The organism is Nonomuraea coxensis DSM 45129 (genome assembly GCF_019397265.1).
Taxonomy (GTDB): Bacteria; Actinomycetota; Actinomycetes; order Streptosporangiales; family Streptosporangiaceae; genus Nonomuraea; species Nonomuraea coxensis.
Genome location: NZ_CP068985.1, coordinates 181304 through 203047, shown reverse-complemented (window position 1 = coordinate 203047; position 21744 = coordinate 181304). Strand labels below are relative to the sequence as shown.

At 70.1% G+C, this 21744-nt stretch carries 23 protein-coding genes, 2 tRNA genes and 1 pseudogene; 13 read left to right on the top strand and 13 right to left on the bottom strand.

The annotated features are described in order from the left end of the window. Positions 1 to 164: 164 nt before the first annotated feature. From Nocox_RS01000 to Nocox_RS00985, 4 genes are all read left to right on the top strand, one after another. A complete protein-coding gene (locus Nocox_RS01000) occupies positions 165 to 974 on the top strand; it encodes a helix-turn-helix domain-containing protein (RefSeq protein ID WP_211212583.1) in 810 nt (269 codons plus the stop codon). 99 nt (positions 975 to 1073) lie between these two features. Then, positions 1074 to 1484: an ATP-binding protein gene (locus tag Nocox_RS00995; RefSeq protein ID WP_020542431.1), complete on the top strand. Its 411-nt coding sequence runs from the start codon at positions 1074 to 1076 to the stop codon at positions 1482 to 1484. Between the two features lie 430 nt (positions 1485 to 1914). Continuing rightward, positions 1915 to 2739: a sigma factor-like helix-turn-helix DNA-binding protein gene (locus Nocox_RS00990; protein WP_020542429.1), complete on the top strand. Its 825-nt coding sequence runs from the start codon at positions 1915 to 1917 to the stop codon at positions 2737 to 2739. A 2-nt stretch (positions 2740 to 2741) separates the two neighbouring features. After that, positions 2742 to 3563, top strand: a complete 822-nt coding sequence (locus tag Nocox_RS00985) for a protein phosphatase 2C domain-containing protein (RefSeq protein ID WP_026214172.1) — start codon at positions 2742 to 2744, stop codon at positions 3561 to 3563. Between the two features lie 321 nt (positions 3564 to 3884). On the opposite strand, the gene Nocox_RS00980 is transcribed toward Nocox_RS00985, so the two are convergent. Next, positions 3885 to 3974, bottom strand: a tRNA-Ser gene (locus Nocox_RS00980). Between the two features lie 175 nt (positions 3975 to 4149). Next, on the bottom strand, positions 4150 to 4713 hold the full coding sequence (locus Nocox_RS00975) for a YceI family protein (protein ID WP_020542427.1): 564 nt from the start codon (positions 4711 to 4713) through the stop codon (positions 4150 to 4152). Between the two features lie 108 nt (positions 4714 to 4821). Between Nocox_RS00975 and Nocox_RS00970 the strand changes: the two genes are divergently transcribed. After that, positions 4822 to 5358 carry a MarR family winged helix-turn-helix transcriptional regulator gene (locus Nocox_RS00970; RefSeq protein ID WP_246649828.1) on the top strand — a complete coding sequence of 179 codons (537 nt, stop codon included), beginning with the start codon at positions 4822 to 4824 and terminating at the stop codon, positions 5356 to 5358. Positions 5359 to 5412: 54 nt separating this feature from the next. Here the strand turns inward: Nocox_RS00970 and Nocox_RS00965 are convergent, their stop codons facing one another. Next, entirely contained in the window at positions 5413 to 5913 is a 501-nt protein-coding gene (locus tag Nocox_RS00965) for a SigE family RNA polymerase sigma factor (RefSeq protein WP_020542425.1), read from the bottom strand. Positions 5914 to 6129: 216 nt separating this feature from the next. Between Nocox_RS00965 and Nocox_RS00960 the strand changes: the two genes are divergently transcribed. Further along, complete coding sequence (locus Nocox_RS00960; protein WP_020542424.1) at positions 6130 to 7113, top strand: hypothetical protein; 984 nt, start codon at positions 6130 to 6132, stop codon at positions 7111 to 7113. A gap of 5 nt (positions 7114 to 7118) precedes the next feature. After that, a complete protein-coding gene (locus Nocox_RS00955) occupies positions 7119 to 7913 on the top strand; it encodes a MauE/DoxX family redox-associated membrane protein (RefSeq protein ID WP_246649716.1) in 795 nt (264 codons plus the stop codon). A 118-nt stretch (positions 7914 to 8031) separates the two neighbouring features. Here the strand turns inward: Nocox_RS00955 and Nocox_RS00950 are convergent, their stop codons facing one another. Continuing rightward, on the bottom strand, positions 8032 to 9213 hold the full coding sequence (locus Nocox_RS00950) for an ATP-binding protein (protein WP_026214171.1): 1182 nt from the start codon (positions 9211 to 9213) through the stop codon (positions 8032 to 8034). Between the two features lie 275 nt (positions 9214 to 9488). On the opposite strand from Nocox_RS00950, the gene Nocox_RS00945 reads away from it, so the two are divergent. After that, positions 9489 to 9947 carry a MaoC family dehydratase gene (locus tag Nocox_RS00945; protein WP_020542421.1) on the top strand — a complete coding sequence of 153 codons (459 nt, stop codon included), beginning with the start codon at positions 9489 to 9491 and terminating at the stop codon, positions 9945 to 9947. A 13-nt stretch (positions 9948 to 9960) separates the two neighbouring features. On the opposite strand, the gene Nocox_RS00940 is transcribed toward Nocox_RS00945, so the two are convergent. The 6 genes from Nocox_RS00940 to Nocox_RS43595 are packed head-to-tail and all read right to left on the bottom strand — an operon-like array spanning position 9961 to position 14752. Continuing rightward, on the bottom strand, positions 9961 to 10212 hold the full coding sequence (locus tag Nocox_RS00940; protein WP_020542420.1) for a hypothetical protein: 252 nt from the start codon (positions 10210 to 10212) through the stop codon (positions 9961 to 9963). Beyond that, positions 10209 to 11729 (bottom strand): radical SAM protein, encoded by a 1521-nt coding sequence (locus Nocox_RS00935; RefSeq protein WP_033408673.1) that lies wholly within the window; start codon positions 11727 to 11729, stop codon positions 10209 to 10211. Before Nocox_RS00935 ends, Nocox_RS00940 begins: the two co-directional genes overlap by 4 nt. Then, the gene (locus Nocox_RS00930) at positions 11726 to 12460 is read right to left on the bottom strand and encodes a prolipoprotein diacylglyceryl transferase (protein ID WP_020542418.1); all 735 of its coding nucleotides are present in this window, start codon (positions 12458 to 12460) and stop codon (positions 11726 to 11728) included. The genes Nocox_RS00935 and Nocox_RS00930 overlap by 4 nt, the downstream gene beginning before the upstream one ends. Before the next feature lie 10 nt (positions 12461 to 12470). After that, positions 12471 to 12839, bottom strand: coding sequence for a hypothetical protein (locus tag Nocox_RS00925; RefSeq protein ID WP_157382952.1), 369 nt, complete (start codon positions 12837 to 12839; stop codon positions 12471 to 12473). A gap of 9 nt (positions 12840 to 12848) precedes the next feature. Beyond that, positions 12849 to 13514, bottom strand: a complete 666-nt coding sequence (locus Nocox_RS00920) for a response regulator (RefSeq protein ID WP_020542416.1) — start codon at positions 13512 to 13514, stop codon at positions 12849 to 12851. Then, entirely contained in the window at positions 13511 to 14752 is a 1242-nt protein-coding gene (locus Nocox_RS43595) for a sensor histidine kinase (RefSeq protein WP_084685510.1), read from the bottom strand. Before Nocox_RS43595 ends, Nocox_RS00920 begins: the two co-directional genes overlap by 4 nt. Positions 14753 to 14961: 209 nt before the next feature. Between Nocox_RS43595 and Nocox_RS00910 the strand changes: the two genes are divergently transcribed. The 5 genes and pseudogenes from Nocox_RS00910 (at position 14962) to Nocox_RS00895 (ending at position 19698) form a co-directional block, all read left to right on the top strand. After that, positions 14962 to 15034: transfer RNA gene (locus Nocox_RS00910), tRNA-Arg, on the top strand. A 562-nt stretch (positions 15035 to 15596) separates the two neighbouring features. Next, positions 15597 to 15815, top strand: a pseudogene (locus Nocox_RS42700) (Dabb family protein); the annotation flags it as partial. A gap of 273 nt (positions 15816 to 16088) precedes the next feature. Then, positions 16089 to 16541, top strand: coding sequence for a (2Fe-2S)-binding protein (locus Nocox_RS42695; protein ID WP_246649827.1), 453 nt, complete (start codon positions 16089 to 16091; stop codon positions 16539 to 16541). After that, positions 16538 to 17518: an FAD binding domain-containing protein gene (locus Nocox_RS00900; RefSeq protein ID WP_020542412.1), complete on the top strand. Its 981-nt coding sequence runs from the start codon at positions 16538 to 16540 to the stop codon at positions 17516 to 17518. Before Nocox_RS42695 ends, Nocox_RS00900 begins: the two co-directional genes overlap by 4 nt. Beyond that, positions 17515 to 19698, top strand: a complete 2184-nt coding sequence (locus Nocox_RS00895; protein WP_026214168.1) for a xanthine dehydrogenase family protein molybdopterin-binding subunit — start codon at positions 17515 to 17517, stop codon at positions 19696 to 19698. Before Nocox_RS00900 ends, Nocox_RS00895 begins: the two co-directional genes overlap by 4 nt. Positions 19699 to 19713: 15 nt before the next feature. Here the strand turns inward: Nocox_RS00895 and Nocox_RS00890 are convergent, their stop codons facing one another. From Nocox_RS00890 to Nocox_RS00880, 3 genes are all read right to left on the bottom strand, one after another. Beyond that, positions 19714 to 20415, bottom strand: a complete 702-nt coding sequence (locus Nocox_RS00890; protein ID WP_020542410.1) for a TetR/AcrR family transcriptional regulator — start codon at positions 20413 to 20415, stop codon at positions 19714 to 19716. Positions 20416 to 20441: 26 nt separating this feature from the next. Further along, positions 20442 to 20735, bottom strand: coding sequence for an alpha/beta fold hydrolase (locus Nocox_RS00885; protein WP_020542409.1), 294 nt, complete (start codon positions 20733 to 20735; stop codon positions 20442 to 20444). A gap of 65 nt (positions 20736 to 20800) precedes the next feature. Further along, positions 20801 to 21184, bottom strand: coding sequence for a DUF3592 domain-containing protein (locus Nocox_RS00880; RefSeq protein WP_020542408.1), 384 nt, complete (start codon positions 21182 to 21184; stop codon positions 20801 to 20803). Positions 21185 to 21744 lie beyond the last annotated feature (560 nt).

The window sequence follows — 21744 nt, the reverse complement described above, 5'->3', positions numbered from 1 at the left end:
CGGCCCCCAGGCCGCACGCCCGGACGGCGGGCGGGCGGAGGGCCGGGGGTAAGGCGGCGCGCCGCGCCGCCGCTTGATCCTCAAGAGAACAATTCGGCAATGACCGGCACAGCGGGAGTGGTAGAACGCTCGGTGTGGAGGATCGACGGGATCGCTTGCGGGCGTTGGGTGAACTGTTGCGGAGGCTGCGCAAGCGGGCGGGGCTGACTGGGAAGGAACTGGCGCAGCGTGCTCAGGTCGCTCAGCCCACCGTCTCCCGGATAGAGACGGGTCGGCTACTTCCTACGCCTGAGACGGTTGATCGGCTGGCCGATGCTCTTGGACTGAATGAGGGTGAGCGGGCAGAACTGGACGACCTGCTCGCCCGGCTGCGTGATGAGGTGTCTCGGCTCAAGGGTGGGCTTGCCGGCCGGGAGGCGGCCAATGCTGCTCGATTGCGTGCGGCGCGGCGGGTGGTGTCGTTCCAGTCCGCGATGATCCCGGCAATCTTGCAGACCGCCGAATATGCCAGGCTCGCGCTGGCGATCGGCCGCGATGTTGATGAGGAGGACGCGGCCAAGGCTACGGCCGTTCGACTGAATGCCCAAGCGGTGTTGTTCGAGGCGGATCGAGAGTTCGCGTTCCTGCTGACCGAGGGAGCGGTCCGGACCTGGCCGGGGTCGCCGGCGCTGATGGTGGCGCAGCTTGATCGGCTGGCTCAGGTGTCCACGATGCCGCATGTGCGGCTCGGAGTTGTGCCCTGGACGGTGGAGGCGCCAGCCTTTCCGCTGCATGGGTTCACGATCTACGACGGGGGCGCGAGCGTGGTCGAGAGCATGACCGGTGATCTCACGATGACACAGGCGCATGAGATCACGGCTCACGAGGAGACCTTCGAGCTGTTCGGCAACGCTGCGGTGTACGGGGATGAAGTGCGGGATCTTCTCGGGCAGATCGCCCAGGACATGAGGAACCTGGCAGCCCACACTCGCTAGAGCACGTATTTATACGTGGAATACCTTGAGCTTGCTGCAATGCTGCTCATACGCTTGGTGCTCGGCGGCGTATAGTCCCCTAGACACCAGGAGTTTCCCGTGTCGGCTTGGTGCATCTCTCGCTACTTCCTCGGGTCCACCGTCTCGATCACCGAAGCCCGGCGCTTCGTCACCACGTTCCTCAAGGGCTGGCCTGACGTCGCGACGGCCGAGCTGATCGTGAGTGAGCTGGCAACGAACGCGATACGGCACTCGGCGAGTGGACGGTTCGGCGGTCGCTTTCTCGTGACCATTCGCGGCGATGTCGGGCGCTTGTGGATCGCCGTCTTGGACGAAGGAGGCCCGGGTAGGCCACGGATCTTCCCCGAGTATCCCGACCTTGAAGGCGGGCGCGGGCTGCGGATCGTGTCCGAGATGGCGGCCGAGTGGGGCGTGCTGGGTGACCACAGAGGCCGGACCGTCTGGGCTTCGTTGAACGACGCGTCTCGCGCGCAGCGACAGGACTGCTGATGTGCCTCTCGCCCCACGTCGCACCGCCGCGACCCTCCTGTGCGTTCCTCGAATGGCGAGCGCCTCGCCGCGACGGCAGGCAGAGAGTCGTGGGATGGACGTGTGATTGTCGGCCGATCGTGTACGAGTTGCGCGAGGCTGCTGGGCAGGGGTTCATCAGGCGGTACGTGCAGGCCGGCACCGGGTGGCAGGTGTCGGACACGTTCCGGATGCGGCCCTCGGAGGCGTACAAGCTGTGGCAGGCTCTGTTGTCAGGGCTTGCTCGGTGAGTCCGCGCGGGGTTCCTCGGCGGCGTTCAGCAATTCGGGCAGTAGATCCAAAAACCGGCGAAGCGCTCGAATGCATACCGTCAAGGGGGATAGACGGCATTCTGTCTAGGGGCCTAGACTCATCGGCAATGATCCAAGGGGGACCATTGCCATCGAACGACGTGGAGCGGATCGCAGCGATCGAAGATCCGTATCAACTGCTCCGGGTTGCCACCGAGCGCCTGAACGCCGCGCAGCAGGAGGTGACCGAGCTGTCACGTCTTCGCCGGCGGGTCATCCAAGAACTGCACGCGCAGGGCATGTCGTACGCCCAGATCGCCAAGGAAGCCGGCCTCACCCGCGGTCGCATCCACCAGATCCGCCACACCGGTCCGGCCCCCGAAGGAGCCTTCTTCGGCCAGGGGACGATCACGCTGATCACGCCTCTGAAGCGGGAAGCCCGGCAAGCACGCCCTGTCGTCGCTGTGGAGGATGTCGCGGCGGCGAAGCGACTGGAAGATCTCGCGCGTGGGTTTGACCTGGCCGTGGAGCTGGAGCACGTCCCCCTCGGTGGCGACGTCAACCTGAATCGGCCCAACCTCGTGGTGATCTGCGGGCCACGGCTCTCGACGGTCATGGGCGAGCTGTACGAGAGGGACCCGGTGCTGGAGTGGGTGAAGCAGGACGTGTGGACGCTTCACGACACCCGGACCGATGAACGCTACCGGTCGGGCTCCGATGACGAGCCCGCGCGGCCGATCGACTACGCCTATCTCGGACGGCTTCCCCGCCCCGATGGGGCGGGCCACGTCCTGGTCTTCACTGGCATCCACCCCCAAGGGACGCTCGGCGTGGTCCGGCTGCTGCAAACCGAGCTGGCGGCCCTGTGGGGCCAGGTGGCGGACAAGCCGTTCTCGACTGTCGTGTCCACGGAGTACGAGCCGGAGAGCGGGGAACCCGTGAAGGTCGAGCTTGCCAGTCCGCTCTACCGGCACGAGGAGGGGTGAGCATGCGCGTCGCGCTGGCCACCGAAGCGGCTCCGGGACGTCCCAACGAGGATTTCGCCGCGGTGAGCGCAGACGCGGCGGTCCTCCTCGACGGGGCCGGCACGCCCGCGGGCTCTGAGTCCGGCTGCTCACATGGGGTCGCCTGGTTCGCTCGCACGCTGGGCTCCTCGTTGCTGGCCGTCATGACGCAGAAGCACGAGACCCTGCCCGAGCTGCTGGCAGGCGAGATCAAAGCTATGGCTGGCCTGCACGAGGACACCTGCGACCTCGGTCACCCCGGTTCGCCCTCGGCGACCGTGGTGATGCTCCGGCGTACGGACGACGCCCTCGAATGGCTCGTCCTGGCGGACTCCAGCCTGGTCCTCGACACAGGCGACAGCGCAGAACCGATGGTCATCTACGATGATCGCGAAGCGCAGGTCGGTGCTCGCTACCGCAGCGCGATGGACGCTCTCGACTCGGGCAGCCCCCAACACCAGGCGGCCCACCGCGACTACGTAGAGGCGTTGCGTGCGCACCGCAACCGCGACGGCGGTTTCTGGGTCGCGGCCACCGACCCGCTCGCCGCCGACCAGGCCCTTACGGGGACGGTTCCAAGGGAGTCGGTCCGCACGGTCGTCCTCCTGAGCGACGGCGCATCCCGCCTCGTCGATCGCTTCCACCTCGCCACCTGGCGACAAGCCCTCAACCTGCTCGACCAGGAGGGCCCGGAGGCGTTGATCAGCCGCGTACGCGAGGCCGAGCACAGCGACCCCGGTGGATCCCGATGGCCGCGAGGCAAGACCTTCGACGACGCCACCGTGGTCACACTCTCGCTTCCCTGATCGCCAAGTCCGGCCCACGCCGGCCCTCCAGTGTCTTCCCGCGCTCCTGGCTCTCCTACGGGCCCACAAGAAGGTCCAAGCGGCCGAAGAACGCGGGCAAAGGGACCGTTGGCGATCTGGTCTTCGCGACGACGCTCGGCGGCCCGATCGAACGTACGGAGGACTGGGAGCAGTGGAAGGCCGTCCTCAAGCAGGCCGGCGTCCGGGACGGACGGGTTCACGATGCGAGGCACCTCGCTGCGACGCTGGTGACCGAGCAAGGTGTCCACAGGGATCAAAAAAGGCCCTCTTCCCGCGCTCGGGAAGAGGGCCTCTCACCTGCGGAGGATCGGGGATTTGAACCCCGGATGGGCGTTAAACCCAAACCGCATTAGCAGTGCGGCGCCATAGACCTGACTAGGCGAATCCTCCTGGTAGCCGGTGCGGCTCAGCACAGAGTACCGGCCTTCTGGCGAGGCGGCAAAGCGAATCCGCGCCCGCCTTCACCAAGAGTTATCAACAGCCTGTGGGTAACTGGCTGTGGATGAAGCCCGCCCGGAGCGTGGGCGGGCTTCGGGGCTGTGGATAACCCTACGCGATCGCGGAATCAAGCGGCCGGGTTGGCCTCGCCCTCGATCTCGATCTTGACCTTCTTGCCGACCAGGACGCCGCCCGTCTCCAGGGCCTGGTTCCAGGTCAGGCCGAAGTCCTCGCGGTCGAACTCGGTGCTGATCGAGAAGCCCCACACGGCCGCACCCCAGGGGTTGGTGCCGGCGCCGCCGTACTCGACGGTGAGCTCGACCTCCTTGGTGACGTCGCGGATGGTCAGGTCGCCGACGACGGTGAACTCGTCGCCCGAGTGGCCGACCACGCGGGTGCTCCTGAAGGTGATCTCCGGGAACTTGTCGGCGGCGAGGAAGTCGTCGCTGCGGAGGTGGCCGTCGCGGTCGGGCGCGCCGGTGTCGATGCTCTCGGTCTTGATGGTGAGCTCGGCGGCGGACTCGAGCGGGTTCTCGGCGATGGTGACCGAGCCGTTGAAGGTGTTGAAGTGTCCGCGGACCTTGCTGACCATCATGTGCTTGACGACGAAGCCGATGCGCGTGTGGGCGACGTCGAGGTTGTACGTGCCGGCGGCGGGAATGGTCAGGCTCTCCCAGGTACGAGTGCTCATGGGGTTCTCCTCGTGACGATGACGCTGCGGTGCGGTTGTCTTCCTCAACAACTTTCTACATGAGGAATATTCCACACGTCAACTATCGTCGTCTATGATATGAGCGTGATGAACTACCAGGATTCCCGGCTCACGGCCCTGGGCCTGCTGGCCGAGGTGCACGCCGGCATCATGGCGCGGCTGCATCCCGCGCTGGCGCGCGCGGGCCTGTCGGAGATCGACTTCGAGACCGTCATCCGCTTGGCACGTTCCCCCGAGCAGCGGCTGCGGATGAGCGATCTCGCCGCGCAGACCGGGCTGTCGACCAGCGGGGTGACCCGCGTCGTCGACCGGCTCGAACGCGAAGGGCTGGCGGCGCGGCAGGCGTGCGCCAGCGACCGGCGCGCCTCCTACGCGGTCCTGACGCCGGCCGGGCGGGAGCGGCTGGAGTCGGTGCTGCCCGAGCACCTCCAGGACATCGACAGGACCTTCACGAGGCTGCTGCCGGACGAGGAGCTGGCGGCCTTCCTGGCCAGCCTGAGGAAGATCAGGGACGTGGTCCGGCCCTGCGCCACCGCCGGCGCCGATCCCATCCCGGACGCCGCCTCCGATCCCGCCTCCGATCCCGCCGGATGCGCGGACGCCGCCGTCCCGACCGCGCCATGAACCGCGCCGCCGTCCCGACCGCGCCCTGAGCCGCGTCCGCGAGCGCCCAGGGCACTAGCCGGGCAGCCCCAGGGCGGTCCGCAGCTTGCCCATCGCGCGTGACACCGTGCTCTTCACCGTCCCCACGCTGATCCCCAGCGTCCTGGCGATCTCCGGCTCCGTCATGTCCTCGTAGTACCGCAGCACGATCGCCGCCCGCATCCGCTCGGGCAGCTCCCTCAGCGCCTCCTCCAGCCGCTCGTGCACCTCGCCGCTGGGCGCCGCCTCGGACGCGGCCACGACCTCGGGGAGCTCGTCCCCCGACGGGTACTCCTCCACCTTGCGCCGCCGCCACTGGGAGATGTTGATGTTGACCATGGCGCGCCGCACGTACCCGTCGAGCGCCCGGCGGTCCTCGATGCGCCCCCACGCCTGGTACGTCTTCGTGAGCGCGTTCTGCAGCAGGTCCTCGGCGTCCAGGGGGTGCCCGGTGAGCTGGTTCGCGGCGCGCAGCAGGGCGGGACCGCGGGTCGTGACGTACTCGCGGAACTCTTCTTCCCAGTCCGTGGTCTGCATCGTGGCCAGAATCGCAGCCGGATGCCCTTTTCGGGCTGAACTGCAATTCAGGTTTCGGTCCGCCGACGACAAAGGTCCGTCCAGGTCGGTGGCGATCCTTCCACCGCCGGATGTCAGGGCACTTCCCCGAGGATGCGTATTTTGCTCCCTTGTGTGCCACGAGGCGTGATCCGCTCGCGAGTCGTGTGACCCTAGTAGGCGAGCGAGGGAGGGCGGATGGGGTATCCGAGCGTCGAGCGCCGCCGCGTGCTCGCCGCGGCCGCGCTCGGCCGCGAGCCCGGCGTCCCGGGCCCGGAGGGGCCGGACGGGAAGAACGAGTCAGGCGGCCCCGACGGAGCCGGGGGCGGGCCGTTGCGGGCGGTGGCCGGCGAGATCCTCGACATCAGCCCCCACTTGATCATCATCGAGACCCCGGAGGGCGCCCAGGAACGCCTGGTGATCGCCCCGTGGGCACGGGCCTGGCACGGCGCCGACGTCGCCCCCGCGAGCCTGCCCGTGGGGGCGATGGTCATGATGCGCACCCTGCGCGAGGGCCGCGTCGTGGAACGCATCTGGGCCGACACGACCCGCATCACCGGGACGATCCAGTCCATCGACGGACGTAAGGACCTGACGGTCGAGCTGGACTGCGGGCCGCACCGCGGGCACCGCACGGTCGTCATCCCCTACCGCGCGTCGGGACGGCTCCAGGTGCGGCATCCCAAGTTCGAGCCCGGCTACCTGTTCGACGCGATCGGCCTGCGCGGGGACGGCGCGAGCGAGGCCCTGCTGCCGGCGACCTCGCAGCCGCCCTACCCGGCCCGCGCCGTGCCGTCGCCGCCGCCCGCGTACGCCGGCGTGCAGCAGCGCATCGCCGGCACCGCGACCTGGTCGGACACGTTCGACGAGGAGGAGCGCGGCGCCGCGTACCCGATGCTGGAGCGCTCCGACACGGGCTGCGCGGACGCCGGGGTGTCCTGCGCGGGGCTGCCGTACCTCGCGATCGGCTCGCTCCTGCAGATCAGGAACGTCTGTTCGGGCCGCGCCGCCAACGTCCCCGTGGTGGCCTGCGGGTGCCTGGCGGGGCGGTTCTGCGACCGCTGCGTCGAGTGCGACACCTCGCCGCGTGGGCGGATCGCGGAGCTGTCGCCGTACTCCTATGTGGAGCTCGGCGGCGATCTGGTGAAAGGCTGCTTCAACGCTCAGATCGGATTGGGGTGACCCGCGTGCTGGAATCACAGCTGCCGATCCTCGTCGTGCTGCTCGGCCTGGGCACGGTGGCCAAGGTCGTCACCGTACGCTCCGGCGGCGAGCCCGGCGCGTTGTCCCGGCTCGGCCCGGCCGTGCTGATGCCCGGCCGGCTGCAGGGGCCCGCGCTGCTGCTGTGCGCGGCCGTCGAGGCGGTGCTGGCGGCCGGGCTGGCGCTCGGCACGCATCCGTTCTTCCGGTGGGGGACGGTCGCGTTCTTCGCGATGTCCACGTACGTGCTGCTGGAGCTGCGCAGGCGGCGGCCGGACGCGGGCTGCGGCTGCTTCGGCGAGGTCAGCTCGGCCCCGGTCGGGCTGCGCTCGATCGCGAGGACGGTGGTGCTGACCGGGATGGCCGTGGTGTCGGTGTGGGCGCCGGTGTCCGGCTGGACGGCCGCCACCGGCCTGTCGTGGCTGACGGCGGCCGGGGTGCTGGTGCTCGCCGCGCTGTCGCCGGAGATCGAGGAGCTGATCGACCGCGTACGCTACCGCGCCCCCTGCGAGCAGCGTCCCGGCCCCGCCGAGTCGGCGACGCTCGCCCGGCTGCGGGCGAGCGGCCCCTGGCGGGCGCACCGGCACGAGCTGACCTCGGCCGAGCCGTACGACAGCTGGCGCGAGCTGTGCTGGCGTTTCTTCGTCTTCCGCAACGAGCGGCAGGACGACGTGGTGTTCGCCGTCTATCTCAGCGGGCGGCGGCCTGCGGTGCGGATGGCGGTGGTCAGCGGCGAGGACAGCGGCTCGTCTCTGCCGGTCTATAGCCCTGTATCGGCCTGAAGCTAGACAGCCATAGATTGTCCTCGACTCCGGGGGCGAGGGCAGGCGGATATGACTCTATTGGGCCGTCTAGCTTCCCCTCTAGACAGCCCAATAGAGGACTAGGAGCGTGCCCGGCTCACACCGGCTGGGCGCGCAGGAATCTGCCGAAATGCGGCACCGTGAACGCGATCAGCCCGCGTTCGGCGCTGTAGATCAGCCCTTTCTTGATCAGGCTGTCGCGGGCGGGCGACAGACTGGACGGCTTGCGGCCGAGAGCCTCGGCGACCTCGGCGGTGGCGACCGGCTCGTCGCCGATCTGCGCCATGGCGTGCATGTAGTCGCGCTCGGCCGGGGTGGCGCGCTCGTAGCGGCTGCCGAAGAAGCCGACCGCGAGTTCCTCCTCGGCCTCGGGCGCGGAGACCTTGACGTCGTCGAGCGTGATCGGGGTGCGCGGCGCGAGGTCCCAGGCGACCTTGCCGTACGCCTGGACGAAGTAGGGGTAGCCGTCGGCGGCCTCGTAGAGCGCGTCGAGGGCCTCGCGGGTGAACTCCACCTCCTCCTCGCGGGCGGGCAGGATCAGCGCCAGGTCGGCCGCCTCCCGGTCGAGCTTGTCGATGCGCGCGTAGCGGAAGAGCCGCTCGGAGTAGCTCTTGCTGGCCGACAGCACGCTCGGCAGGTGGGGCAGCCCCGCGCCGACGACGATGAGCGGGCCGCCCGACTGCGACAGCTCGTGGCAGGCCGCGCAGAGCGCCGAGACGTCGGACGCCGGGACGTCCTGCATCTCGTCGATGAACAGCGCGATGCCGACCGCGAGGTCGGTCGCCACGCTCGCCGCGTCGACGAACAGCTCGGTGAGGTCGATCTCCAGGTCGCCCGAGTCGGCGCGCCCGCGGCTGGCGGGCACCTCGATCCCGGGCGACCAGTGCGAGGTGCCCTTGGCCGCGGACGGGTCGCGCATCGCGAACGCCTTGAGCACCCCGAGGAACTCCTCGATGCGCTCGGGCGCGCGGTGGCGCGGCGCGAGCTCGCGGATGGCCATGTGCAGCGCGGCCGCCACGGGCCGCCGGATCGACTGGTCGGGCCTGGCCTCGATCTTGCCCGTGCCCCACAGCCGCTGCATGGCCATGGACTTGAACGTGTTGAGCAGCACGGTCTTGCCGACGCCGCGCAGCCCGGTGACGACCATGCTGCGTTCGGGCCGGCCACGGGCGACCCGTTCGAGCACGACCTCGAACTGCTGCAGCTCTCGGTCACGGCCGGCGAGCTCCGGGGGACGCTGTCCCGCGCCGGGAGCGTAGGGGTTTCGCACAGGGTCCACGCTCTCGGACTTTATTGCCGGATATAGCGGCCGTCTTAGATTTGGGAAGAAAGCGCTACGGCGTGTCCGGGCGCGGGGTGGCGCGAGCACCGCCATCGGACACACCCCCTCTCACCAGGCCGAACCCTTGTTCGATTGCCGCTCCCACGACTGTAGCGCGGACTCGAACACCTATGCGATGGTTTTCGAGTAAAGATCTTCGCAACGGCCGCCGCCCCGCCCGGACGGCGGCCCGACTTGGCAGCCGCGGCGGCCGGGGAATAGCGTTTCGCGTCATGCGGACCTTCGCGAACGTTCAGGAGCTCAAGGCGGCCGTCGGCGAGACCTTCGGTCCCACCGAGTGGCGCACCGTCACCCAGGAGCAGGTCAACACCTTCGCCGACGCCACCGACGACCACCAGTGGATCCACGTGGACGTCGAGCGGGCGAAGGAGGGGCCGTTCGGCGGCACCATCGCGCACGGCTACCTGACACTGTCGCTGCTGCCGTCGTTCATGTTCTCGCTGGTCAAGGTCGAGGGCATCGCCATGGGCGTCAACTACGGCCTCAACAAGGTCCGTTTCCCCCGGCCGGTGCCGGTGGGCGCGCGCATCCGCGCGGTCGGCGAGCTCACCGACGTCAAGGGCACCCCGGCCGGCTACCTGTCCAACCTGAAGATGACGATCGAGATCGAGGGCGAGAAGCGGCCCGCCTGCGTCGCCGAGACCCTCTCGCTGTACGTCCCCGCCCAATAGCGGCGAGGTCGTCTCACGTGACGATCGCCACAACCGCGACGGCGGCCAGCAGCCCCAGGTAGGCCAGCACCAGCCGGGTGTCCCGGAGCAGGCACTTGCTCCGGGTGAGCCCGGCCCGCCGCGCCTTCCAGTAGCCCGCGAACCCCAGCGCCGCGAACCCCAGCACCGCCCACGGCCCGAGCAGCCACGCCAGCAGCGCGACCGTGGCGTACACGCACAGCCGCAGCGGATCGTACGGCGCCTTCTCCTCCGGCCGCGCGCTCATCGGGCCACCAGCGACAGGCGCTGCCGGGAGAGCTGCGGCCACGCCTGGACGGCGCAGAACGGCGCGCACTGGTCGCGTTCGCCGTTCCTCGTGCCGACGTGCACGCAGCACTGCGTGAGGCGCTCCTCGATCATCGTGGAGACGTCCATGAACGGCTTGACCGTGATCCGCACCACCCGCTCGGCCAGCATCCGGCGCAGCTTCCTGCGCCGGCCCGGCAGGGCCGAGGAGGCGAGGGTGAGCAGGGTGGAGATGCCGAGGTCGCAGTTCTCGCAGATGTTCCGCCACAGGTCGCCCACCTGCGGATGTGACAGCGACGACTGCTCCGACAGCAGGCCGAGCAGCGACTCCTGGACGGCGAGGCGCAGCTCGCGCGGGATCTCGCTGTCGGCGATGCGGTTGGAGACCAGGCCGAGGTTCGCCTTGAGCCGGTCGTGGCCGATGAGCGCCGTCAGCGAACGCCACTGGCCGGCGTCGTCGCGCAGCAGGTAGCCGACCGAGCAGCAGTGCGGGTGGGAGCAGGGCAGTGCGGTGAGGTCGCGCCAGGTCACCAGGCCGCCGGTCTGCGGGCCGAGGCGCCTGAGCACGCCGGTGTGGGTGAGCCGGTCCATCGGGTCGATGGCGCCCGACCTGCCCGAGCCGAACTGGGGCTGCAGGGAGACGCCGCCCACGTACGGGGTGTCGAGCGCGAGGCGTACGACGTCGCCGATCTCGCCGTCGTTGACGCCCAGCGCGGCCGTCATGACGAGCGTGGTGAAGATCTCCCGCTCGGACAGCCGGGCCAGGGCCTGGGCCTTCAGCTGACGCAGGTCGCCGCCGCGGTGGTGCCTGGACGCCTCGGCCGAGACGCCGTCGTGCTGGAGGTAGACCTCCACCCGTTCCCGGTGCTCGGTGAGCAGGTCGAGGAGGGAGTCGTCCCTGGCGACGAGCACGCCGTTGGTGTTGATGAGGATGCGGGTGATCGGGCGCGCGGTCAGCTCGGCGAGCAGCGTCTTCAGCTCGGGGTGGAGGGTGGGCTCGCCGCCGCTCAGCATGAGCACGTCGAGTTTGCCGTTCTCGCGGGCGAGCCGCTGGTCCACGTTGGCGAGCACGTCGGGGACGGGGACGACCCCGGACAGGTCGGGCGAGCTGCCGGCGAAGCAGGTCGGGCAGCGCAGGTTGCAGGTCTCGGCGATGTCCTCCAGGAGGATGCAGGTGTGCTGGGTCTGCGTCTCGGGGAGGCCGTCGAGGTAGGCGAGCGGGATCGGCGCGAAGTTGCCCTGGACGTCCGGGATGTGCTGCTTGGTGGGAGCGGTCCATTCCTCCAGGTACGCGAGGATCTCCGGGTCCTCGTCGTACAGGGTGCGGACGAAGCCGTGCTCGCGGCAGCCGCGCTCCAGCCACACCTTGCCGTCACGTTCGGCGAGGTAGCCGCTCAGCCTCTCGACGCGGTCCAGGTCGCGGCCGTGGCAGTGGGGGCAGAAGGCGTTGACGTACCTGAGGATGCGGTCGCCCCGGAGGCTCATCCCTGCGCTCATGACCTGACCTTTCGAGAGATGAGGGGATCGTAGTAGCCCCGCCGGTGACCGAGCCCCACCCGGACCGCGAGCAGCGGCAGGCCGGCCGCCAGGAACCATTGGGGCCCGGTCAGGCCGAGCCACAGCGTCTCGTTCGCCCGGGTGAACTCCACCAGGAAACGGAAGGCCGCGTAACCGGCGAGGTAGAGCGTGAACAGCTCCCCCGGCCGCGTCAGCCGCCCGCGCGCCCACATGAGCGCGGCGAACGCGGCGAGCTGGAAGACGATCTCGTACAGGAACGACGGGTGCATGGCCGCGCCGGTCAGGCAGCCCGGACACTCGGGCGTCGTCGGCGGGGCGTGCACGCCCCAGGGCAGGCCGGTGGGACGGCCGGGCGCCTCGGTGAGGTGGCAGCCGATGCGGCCGATCGCCATGCCGAGCGCGACGGCCGGGGCGAACAGGTCGCCGGTGCGCTCGCGGTAGCCGCTGATCCGCTTGGCGACGAGGACGCCGACGTAGGCGCCGGTGAGGCCGCCGAGGATGCTGCGGGAGCCGTACAGCCAGAGGTCCTTGAGATCGAGGGTCTCCAGCCAGCCCGCGAGCCGCATGCCGATGGCGCCGCCGACCAGGGCGCCGGTGACGGCGACGAGGGAGTGCTCGTTCAGCGCGCCCCTGCGGCGGGCCTCGCGGACGAACACGACGGACGCCGCCAGCACGCCGAGGCCGACGAAGATCTCATGGTAGGGGGGCATCGGCGGGTCGTCAGGTGTACATGCCGGGGTTGAGCCCGGTGCAGTAACCCGCGGACACGATCGACATCAGGGCCCACCCCATCATCAGCCCGAGCCCCAGCCCGATCGACCAGGATTTGCGCAGCAGCAGGAACGTCACCCCGGCCCCGAGCCCCAGCAGCGCCAGGAACCCGGCCCCGACCGCGATCGCCGCCGTGTGCGCCACGCTGATGGCCACGATGCCGACGAACAAGTTGATCAGGAGATAGCCGAAGAGCCCCGCGAACGCCAGCCCGACGATCACCCCGGTGTTCCGCGGCTCCGGCCCCTGCCCGTGCGGAGGAGGCGGCGGGAACGGCGGGGGAGGTGGCGGCGGCGGGGGCATGTTCACCTCGCTCACCTTACGGTGCTAAATGCCCTCTGAGTAGTAGATGGCCGCCTGGACGCGGCTCTTCAGCCCGAGCTTGCCGAGCAGGCGGCTGACGTGCGTCTTCGTCGTCGCCTCCGCCATGTCCAGCTCCCTGGCGATCTCGGCGTTCGACAGGCCGCGGGCGACGCACGCCAGGACCTCGCGCTCGCGGGGCGTCAGGCCCTCCGGCTCCCGCCCGCCGGGCCGCGGCTCGCCCGGGACCCGGCTCCTCGCCGCCCTCCCCGACGCCGCCGCGAAGGCGGCGATCAGCTTGCGGGTGACGGACGGCGAGATGAGGCCGTCGCCGCGGGCGACCACGCGCACCGCCTCGACCAGGGACTCGGCGTCGGTGTTCTTGAGCAGGAAACCGGCCGCGCCCGCGCGGAGCGCGCCGAAGACGTACTCATCGAGGTCGAACGTCGTCAGGATCAGCACGTCGCTCACCCCCGCCAGCTCGCGGGTGGCCGAGATGCCGTCGAGACGCGGCATGCGGACGTCCATGAGCACGACGTCCGGGCGCAGCTCGCGGGCCATGGCCACGGCCTGCTCCCCGTCGCCGGCCTCGCCGACGACCTCGATGTCCCTGGCGCCGCCCAGGATCAGCACGATCCCCGCACGGACGGCGGCGTGGTCGTCGGCCACCAGCACGCGCACCGGCGGGATCATGAGCCGGCTCCCCGCGGGAACATCAGGCCGACGACCTGCGACGACAGCCCGCCCACGCCCTCCGTGGCCACCGGGCGGCGCTCCTCCGTCGGCAGCGCCGCCACCACCTCCCACCCCGGTCCGGACCCGGGCGGGCCCGCCGGGGACGGACCGGCCTCGAACGACCCGCCCACCAGCGCGGCCCGCTCCCGCATCCCCACCAGGCCCGCCCCCGCCCCGGGCAGCGCCCGCCGCTCGTCGCCCACCGCGTTCCTGACGCGCAGGACCACCCGGCCCACCTCGTACGAGACCACCAGCTCGACCGGCGACTCCCCGTGCTTGAGCGCGTTCGTCAGCGCCTCCTGCACGATCCGGTAGCCCGCGAGGTCGACGGCCGCGGGCACCTCACGTACCGGTCCCTCGACCCGCGACGAACCCTTCATGCCGGCCGCCACGACCCGCTCCACCAGCACCTCCACGTCGGCCAGCCGCAACCGCACCGCCTCACTCCCCGGCCGCTCGCCGTCCCCGGCGTCGTCCTCCCTGAGCAGCCCGATGATGGTCCGCATCTCCGCCAGCCCCTCGACGCTGTTCTCCCGTACGGACTCCATGATCTTCCGCACCGTCCCCGGGTCGAGATCCGTCCGCGACAGCGCGGCCGTGGACTGGATCGCGATGGCGCTGAAGTGGTTGGCGATCAGGTCGTGCAGCTCGCGCGCCATCCGCGTCCGCTCCGCGGCGATGGCCGCCCGCCGGTCCAGCTCCGCCAGCCGCGCCACCTGCTCGGCGCGTACCCGCTCGACCGCCGCCCGGTCCCGCTGCTCGCGTACGACGAGGGCGGTCAGCACGGGCGTCACCAGCACCAGCGCCGCCTGCACCCCGATGACCGCCAGCAGCCGCCAGTCCGCCGCCCAGAACCCCGCCCCGGCCCCGGCCGCGACCGCCAGCACCGCCGTCACCGCCAGCAGCCCGCGCGCCAGCCGGGCCGGGCCGTACAGCGTGGCCGCGTACAGGTTGTCGGTGAACACCAGCACCGTCCCCAGCGACGGCCCCACCAGCGCGTCCAGCCCGACCGCCACCACCCCGAGCCCCAGGGAGACGACCGGCGCCCGCCGCCGTACCAGCACCCCCGCACACGCGACGGCCAACGGCACCACCAGCACCCACTCGGGCACCCCGCGATCGAGCCGCGCCCCGCCCGCGATGAGCAACACGCCCACCCCGAACGCCAGCCCAGCCCCCCACACCGTCCGCCTCATCCCCCCATCCCACCACCTCACCGCCACCCCGGCCCTCCTGCCTGCGACCCTTCGTCCCGTACATCCTTCGGCGTATCCCCCTTCGCCGACACGTGTGATCATCCCCTCGACCACGCCGCTGACCTGCTTGAACGCCTTCGGGGGACACGAGATCGCCGTTTATGGTTCGAGGCACTCCCCGAAACCCGCTATGCTTGCTTACGCAGCGAGCGGCCGTAGCTCAATGGATAGAGCATCTGACTACGGATCAGAAGGTTGGGGTTTCGAGTACCTCCGGCCGCGCACAGCAGAAAGGCCCGCCACCAGGGGTTCCTGGGAGCGGGCCTTCGTGTTTGTCAGGACGATTTTGGGATCTTGCTGACGGGGCTGCTCATACCGGGCTCCTGGTCGTCGATCGAGCGAGCGAAGACATCCGCCGTCGCGGCTTCCGCTGAACGGATCACGTGGGCATGGACCCGGAGCGTGATCGAAGGGTCGGCGTGGCCGAGCCGGGCCGCGCCGTCCACACCGCACAGGTCGCCGAGCCGATGGCCGCACTCGGCGCCGAGTCACGGTTCCTGGCCGGTGTACGGGCTCACGAGCTGGGCCTGGTCCAGGGCGAGAAGACCACACCTCGGCCCCCTTCACTGATGCCCTGTCACGGCAGGGAGGTGATGCCGTGCCGGAAGGCCGGCGATATCACCGTTAACGTTTTTCCGTTATCAGCATCTTGACTATATCGTCGTTAACGAAATACTGTTTCCATTGATTACATGTCATCCGGTCACCGGCGTGCGGCCGGAGGAAGCTCGCGGGGCCAGGGGCCTGGCCCTGTCGCTGCGCCGGTTCCGTACGGAGAAGGAGCATGATGATCTTCCATGGCAGCAGATTCACCTTCAGACCGGATGTGCCACCGGAACAACGGACGAAGGCCCTCGACAGCCTGCGCGACCAGGGACGGACCGTCCCGTCGGTGACCTTCTTCCTGGTCGGCCGGGACTCCAGTGGCGAGTACGAGTGGGGCGCCGTCTTCGTCGTCGAGGACCTGGCCGCCTGTCGCGAGTTCCTGACTCACCCCGCCAGCCGGCACGCCGATCGGATCGTACGGCCGCTGGTCGAGGAGTTCACCTCGTTCGACCTCACTGACGACCCGGACCCGGAGGCGGGCGCGAGGATCGCCGAGGTGCGTCGGCGACTGCTCGACACGCCCGTGCCCAGCCGCCGTACGGTGCTCAAGGCCGTCGCGGCGGGAACGGCCGTGGCCGCTACGGGCGTCGTCGCTCCCGCCGCCGCCACTGCCCCGGCCGCCGCCGCTCAGGCGTACGCCGTCGCTCCTGGGTCGTCGGTGGAGGTCCCCATGACGGTCAACGGGCGGCTGCGCAAGGTCGTCCTGGAGCCCCGGGTGACGCTGCTGGACACGTTACGGGAGCGGCTCGGCCTGACCGGCACCAAGAAGGGCTGTGACCGGGGCGAGTGCGGGGCGTGCACGGTGCTGGTCGACGGCGAGCGGGTCAAGTCGTGCCTGACGCTGGCCGTGATGCGGCCGGGGGCCGAGATCACCACTGTGGAGGGGCTGGCGCGGGGAGAGGAGTTGCACCCCGTACAGGAGGCATTCATCCGGAACGACGCCTTCCAGTGCGGCGCGTGCACTCCCGGTCAGATCATGTCCGCCGTGGCCTGCATCAACGAGGGGCATGCGGGTTCGGAGGCGGAGATCCGCGAGTGGATGAGCGGCAACCTGTGCCGGTGCGCGGCGTACCAGAACATCGTCGCCGCCGTCGCCGACGCCGCGAAGGAGGTGCGGCGATGAGGGCCTTCGGTTACACGGTCGCGCGCGATCCGGTCGAGGCGGTGCGGATGGCCGCGGAGATCTCCAACTCGACGTTCGTGGCAGGCGGCACGGACCTGCTGAACCTGATGCGCGACGGTGCGCAGGCCCACGACCACCTCATCGACGTCAACCGGCTGGACCTCGGCAGGATCACCGTCGGCTCCGGCTCGTTGCGGATAGGAGGGGCGGCCCGGATGCGGCAGGTCGCCGAGCACCCCGGGGTGCGGCGGGAGTTCCCGGTGCTGTCGGAGGCGCTGCTGGCCTCGGCGTCCCCGCAGGTCCGCAACATGGCCTCGATCGGCGGCAACCTGCTGCAGCGCACCAGGTGCGGGTACTTCCGGGACGCGGCCTCTCCCTGCAACAAGCGGGTACGGGGCAGCGGCTGCCCGGCGATCACCGGGCAGAACCGGGGACACGCGATCCTGGGAGGCAGCGGGCACTGCATCGCCACGCATCCGTCGGACCTGGCGGTGGCGCTGACCGCCCTGGACGCGACCGTGTGCCTGCTCGGTCCAGGCGGCGAGCGCGCCGTCCCCATCGCCGACTTCTACCTCCTCCCCGGGTCCACGCCGGACCGGGAGACCGCGATGCGCCCGGGTGAGCTGATCACCAGGGTGGACGTGCCGCGCACCGCCGGCAGGCAGTCGCGCTACTTGAAGCTGCGCGACCGGGCCACGTTCGAGTTCGCGGTGGTGTCGGTGGCGGCCGCGCTGCGGACGGGAGGCGGCGTCGTACGGGACGTACGGCTGGCGTTCGGAGGCGTGGGCACCCGCCCGTGGCGGGACACCCGCGTCGAGGCGGCGCTGCGGGGCCGGCCGCTCACCCGGCAGGCGATCCACGAGGCGGGCCGGCTCCTGGTCAGGGACGCGGAACCGTACGAGGGGAACGGATTCAAGGTCGAGCTGGTCCAGCGGGCGCTGGTACACATCCTCAGCGAGCTGGGAGGGCTTCGATGAGCGGACTGGTGGGGCAGGGCGTGGCACGGGTGGACGGCCGGGCGAAGGTCACCGGCGCGGCCCGCTACGCCGCGGACCAGGAGGTGCCCGGTGTGCTGCACGGCGTCCTGGTGATGAGCACGATCGCCCGCGGCGAGGTTCTGGAGATCGACCGCAGGGCGGCGCTCGCGTATCCCGGCGTTGTCGCCGTCTACACCCACGCCGACATGCCGCGGCTGAACCTGCCGGGCTTCCCGTACAACAGGCCCTTCATCCCCCTGCAGGACACGCGGGTGCACCACCAGGGGCAGCCCGTCGCGTACGTCGTGGCCGGGACCCTGGAGCAGGCACAGGAGGCTGCCAACCTGGTGAAGGTGCGCTATCAGGCGGAGGATCCGGTCGCCCGGGTGGCGGACGCGCTCGACGAGGCGTTCGTGCCGGATGATTTCCGCGGCAGGCCCAACGAACTCGGCCGCGGCGATGCCGCCGCGGCGTTCCAGCAGGCCGCGGTACGCATCGACCAGACCTACAGCAGCCCGATGCACCACCACAACCCGATCGAGCCGCACACCACCACCGCCGTCTGGGAGGACGACGGCACGCTGACCCTGTACGAGAGCACCCAGGGCGTGGTCTTCGCCCGCAACACCGTCCAGATCGCGTTCGACCGGCCCCAGGGGAGCGTCAGGGTCGTCTCCCCCTACCTGGGCGGTGGTTTCGGCGCCAAGGGCCCCACCTATCCGCACACGTTGCTCACCGCGGCGGCGGCGCGGCTCTGCGGCCGGCCGGTGAAGCTGGTGCTGTCCCGCGCGCAGATGTACACGTCCAACGGTCACCGCGCCGAGTACCGCCACCACCTCCGGCTCGGCGCCACCCGGCAGGGCGCGCTGACCGCCATCGTCAGCGCCTCGACCGCTCAGGTGACCCGCGTCGACGAGAACATCTACAACGGCAGCGACTCCACCCTGCGCCTGTACGCCTGCCCGAACGTCCACGCGCGGCAGATGGGTGTGCGGCTCGACCTGCCGACGTCGAGCTACATGCGCTCGCCGGAGACGACCGCTCACTTCGGCCTCGAGACCGCCATGGACGAGCTGAGCTACGAGCTCGGCATCGACCCGGTGGAGCTCCGGATACGCAACCACACCGAGGTCGACCAGCAGCCCGATCCCCCCGTACCGTACGCCGACAAGCGACTGCTGGAGTGCTACCGGGCCGCGGCCGAGGCGTTCGGCTGGGCCCGGCGCAACCCCAGGCCTGGCACCACCAGGGACGGCGACGAGTACGTCGGCTGGGGCATGGCCACCGAGACCCACACGCACGGCGTCATCCCGTCTCAGGCTCACCTCACCATCGGCCCCGGCGGGCGCGCGACGCTGCGGGCCGCCACCCAGGAGATCGGCACCGGCACCTACACCGTGCTCACCCAGATCGTCGCCGAAGGGCTCGGCATGCCGCTCGGCCACGTCACCACGCTGCTGGGCGACACCGCCTACCCCGACGCTTCCTTGTCGGCGGGGTCGTCCACCATGCCCAGCGTGGCCGCCCCGGCGGCCGAGGCGGCGGCGAAGGCGCGGGAGGCCGTGATCGCGCTCGCCGTCGCCGACCCGCGCTCCCCGCTGCACGGCGTCCCCGCCAAGGAGGTCGTGGCCGAGGACGGCCGGCTGTTCGCCCGGGGCGACCGCGACCGCAGGGACACCTACCGGGCGGTCATGACCCGCCACGGCCGCTCCGTCGAGGTGACCGGCGACAAGCAGAACACCACGCCCGGGCACTCGTTCGGCGCGGTGTTCCTGGAGGTACGGATCCAGCCGACCCTGGGCAGGTTGCGCGTGACCCGGGTGGTGACCGCGCACGACCTGGGCCGGGTGCTCAACCGCCGGACCGCGCGCGGGCAGGTGATCGGCGGGGTGATGTGGGGGCTCGGCTTCGCGCTGATGGAGCAGACGATGGTGGACCCGAACACCGCGCGGGTGGTCAACCCGAACCTGTCCACCTATCTGGTCCCGGTCTGCGCGGACGCGCCGTCGGTGGAGGCGTTGTTCGTGGAGCGGCCGGAACCGGACGCCGAGCTGGCCGGGATCCGCGGATTCGGCGAGACGCCCGGGACCGGAGTGCCCGCGGCCATCGGCAACGCGATCTACCACGCCATCGGCCGGCGTCTCAGGGATGTCCCCTTCACTCAGGACAAGCTGCTCTGACCCCGCGCGTGGGGGTCAGCGGGCCGGGGCGTGGGCCGCGGCTCGGTCGAGGAGCTCGTCCAGCAGGGCCCGCTCTCCCGGCGTGTACAGGTCCGGCACCTCGTCGAGGACAGCCTTCAGGCCCACGGCCCGCTGAGCCACGCTCGGCGGGCCTGCTGGCGCGTCCGTGGTGATCGCCGCGAGAACGGCCTCGCGCAGGCGGCTGGGCAGCGCGGGGTCGCGCTCCTCAGGAGGGGTGCCGATGAGGTTGAGCGTGAGTCCGACGCCCGCCGAGTGGACCATCTCCATGGCCGTCTCGACGCCGACGGAGAGCCGTCCCGCGACGGCGATGCGTTCGACCAGCACTCGCAGCCGCGCCATCGCCTGCTCGGCGCTGCGCCTGCGCGCCCCCGAAGTGGGCCGGCCGTACATGAGCAGGTACTGTTCCGGGTTCTCCAGGCCGAAGCCGACATGGGTGTCCCAGCCGCGGCGCAGGTCGTCCACGGGGTCGTCGGAGAGCATCTGGCTGTGCTTGCGGGCGAGGTAGCCCTCGAACCCGTCGGCCGCGACCGCTTCGAGCAGCCCGTTCATGTCGGTGAAAAGGCGGTAGAGCGTTGGCGCCTGCACGCCGGCCGCCGCGCTGACGGTGCGCGTCGTCACCCCGTCGCGGCCCTTGTCCCGAAGCAGCTTGGTCGTGGTGTCGATGATGTGCCGGCGAACCTCTTCCCGATCAGCCATGTAGCGACGATAACAGAATTTCGATATCAACCATTGCCGTCGTGTCGTCCGAGCGGAATGAGGATGTCGGCCAGTTCGCCGGGCTTGGAGAGAAAAGGCGAGTGGGAGGCGTCGAGCGTGACGACGGAGGTCGGGTTGTCCGGGAACGCCGCGTCGGCCTCCGCGATGAACTTCGCCTGCACACCCGGCCGGGCGTACAGCCCGTGCCCCGCCATGTCCACCGCAACGGCCAGGCGCCTGCCGGCCACCACATGGGGGACGACCTCGCTCCAGCACCAGGCGCCGTGCCAGAAACCGTGAACCAACACCATCGTGGACATGAATGCTCCCTAGGTGATCGGTAACGATGGCCGCGGAGCCAGAGATCGCAGAGTTCGCTCCAGAATCAGATGATGGTGAAGGCGGTGAGCACGCCGAGGGTGATGAGGAAGAGACCTATGCCCACGACCCACCTCCCCATAGCGGAACCGTCCTGACCGCCGCTGTCGATACGAGCATTTCGCGGCTTCTCAGGGTCGTAAAGGACCATGACGCGATCTCCTGGTTGCGGAGGCCTGCTCTCGCCGTGACGCGAGGTGATCTCGACCTTCTGGCCGACGCAGGTCGTGAAGCGGAAGATGGGGAAACACGCCTTGCTGTCAGGGTCACGGCTCCTCTCCAGGCCAATGACCATGCCGGGTACCCGAACCCCGCGGGCGCGGAACCGCCGTGCCCTGCGCAGGAGCCAGACGCCGCACGCCAGGTTTGCCGACCCGAAAATCAGGAGCATGCCGGGTGAAGATGTCACTCAGGATCACCTTTCGCTCAGGCGACAATCCGCCATTGGCAAGCGTTTTCTCTGATCGACTACGCCACCAGCGGGTTAGTTCATCATCACATCGACGTTTTTCAGGCTCCCGACGTCAAGGAGCGGCATGGTGAAGCGAGGAACAGCCGGGCGATCAAGTCGCCGCGTGAACCGGTGCCCGAGTCGGCGACGTTCTTCGCTTCAAAATCGTGAGCAGCGCCGACGCGGGATCAAAGCGGTCATTCCGGAGAAGATCGATCAGGCGGCCAACTGCAAGAAGCGCGGCTCCCGTGGCGAGCCGTCTTATGGATCCGAAGCCTCCGGCCGGTCGTTTGCAAGCAGAAGGTCAGGGGTGCCAGTTACAGGAGGAGAGCGCTCACCGCTCGGCGGGGAGGTTCAGGAGGGAGAATTCTTCCAATCGTCCCGTCCCGCTGTCTCGTCTGCGGAGGGGGCCGCGATGTCGGTCTTGGCGCCCCAGCCAGTCAGGCGGGCGTCGACGACGTGGGAGATCGAGCGCTTGCCGAGCTGTTCCCGCCAGGAGG

Bases quoted from the DNA above. Each gene is read 5' to 3' on its own strand.
- Nocox_RS00885 (WP_020542409.1), bottom strand. From the start codon at position 20,735: ATGTCCACGATGGTGTTGGTTCACGGTTTCTGGCACGGCGCCTGGTGC.
- Nocox_RS00945 (WP_020542421.1), top strand. From the start codon at position 9,489: ATGCGGACCTTCGCGAACGTTCAGGAGCTCAAGGCGGCCGTCGGCGAG.
- Nocox_RS00965 (WP_020542425.1), bottom strand. From the start codon at position 5,913: ATGCAGACCACGGACTGGGAAGAAGAGTTCCGCGAGTACGTCACGACC.
- Nocox_RS00930 (WP_020542418.1), bottom strand. From the start codon at position 12,460: ATGCCCCCCTACCATGAGATCTTCGTCGGCCTCGGCGTGCTGGCGGCG.
- Nocox_RS00970 (WP_246649828.1), top strand. From the start codon at position 4,822: ATGAACTACCAGGATTCCCGGCTCACGGCCCTGGGCCTGCTGGCCGAG.
- Nocox_RS00890 (WP_020542410.1), bottom strand. From the start codon at position 20,415: ATGGCTGATCGGGAAGAGGTTCGCCGGCACATCATCGACACCACGACC.
- Nocox_RS00960 (WP_020542424.1), top strand. From the start codon at position 6,130: ATGGGGTATCCGAGCGTCGAGCGCCGCCGCGTGCTCGCCGCGGCCGCG.
- Nocox_RS00920 (WP_020542416.1), bottom strand. From the start codon at position 13,514: ATGATCCCGCCGGTGCGCGTGCTGGTGGCCGACGACCACGCCGCCGTC.
- Nocox_RS00940 (WP_020542420.1), bottom strand. From the start codon at position 10,212: ATGAGCGCGCGGCCGGAGGAGAAGGCGCCGTACGATCCGCTGCGGCTG.
- Nocox_RS00985 (WP_026214172.1), top strand. From the start codon at position 2,742: ATGCGCGTCGCGCTGGCCACCGAAGCGGCTCCGGGACGTCCCAACGAG.
- Nocox_RS00935 (WP_033408673.1), bottom strand. From the start codon at position 11,729: ATGAGCGCAGGGATGAGCCTCCGGGGCGACCGCATCCTCAGGTACGTC.
- Nocox_RS00880 (WP_020542408.1), bottom strand. From the start codon at position 21,184: ATGCTCCTGATTTTCGGGTCGGCAAACCTGGCGTGCGGCGTCTGGCTC.
- Nocox_RS43595 (WP_084685510.1), bottom strand. From the start codon at position 14,752: ATGAGGCGGACGGTGTGGGGGGCTGGGCTGGCGTTCGGGGTGGGCGTG.
- Nocox_RS00900 (WP_020542412.1), top strand. From the start codon at position 16,538: ATGAGGGCCTTCGGTTACACGGTCGCGCGCGATCCGGTCGAGGCGGTG.
- Nocox_RS00895 (WP_026214168.1), top strand. From the start codon at position 17,515: ATGAGCGGACTGGTGGGGCAGGGCGTGGCACGGGTGGACGGCCGGGCG.
- Nocox_RS42695 (WP_246649827.1), top strand. From the start codon at position 16,089: ATGACGGTCAACGGGCGGCTGCGCAAGGTCGTCCTGGAGCCCCGGGTG.
- Nocox_RS00975 (WP_020542427.1), bottom strand. From the start codon at position 4,713: ATGAGCACTCGTACCTGGGAGAGCCTGACCATTCCCGCCGCCGGCACG.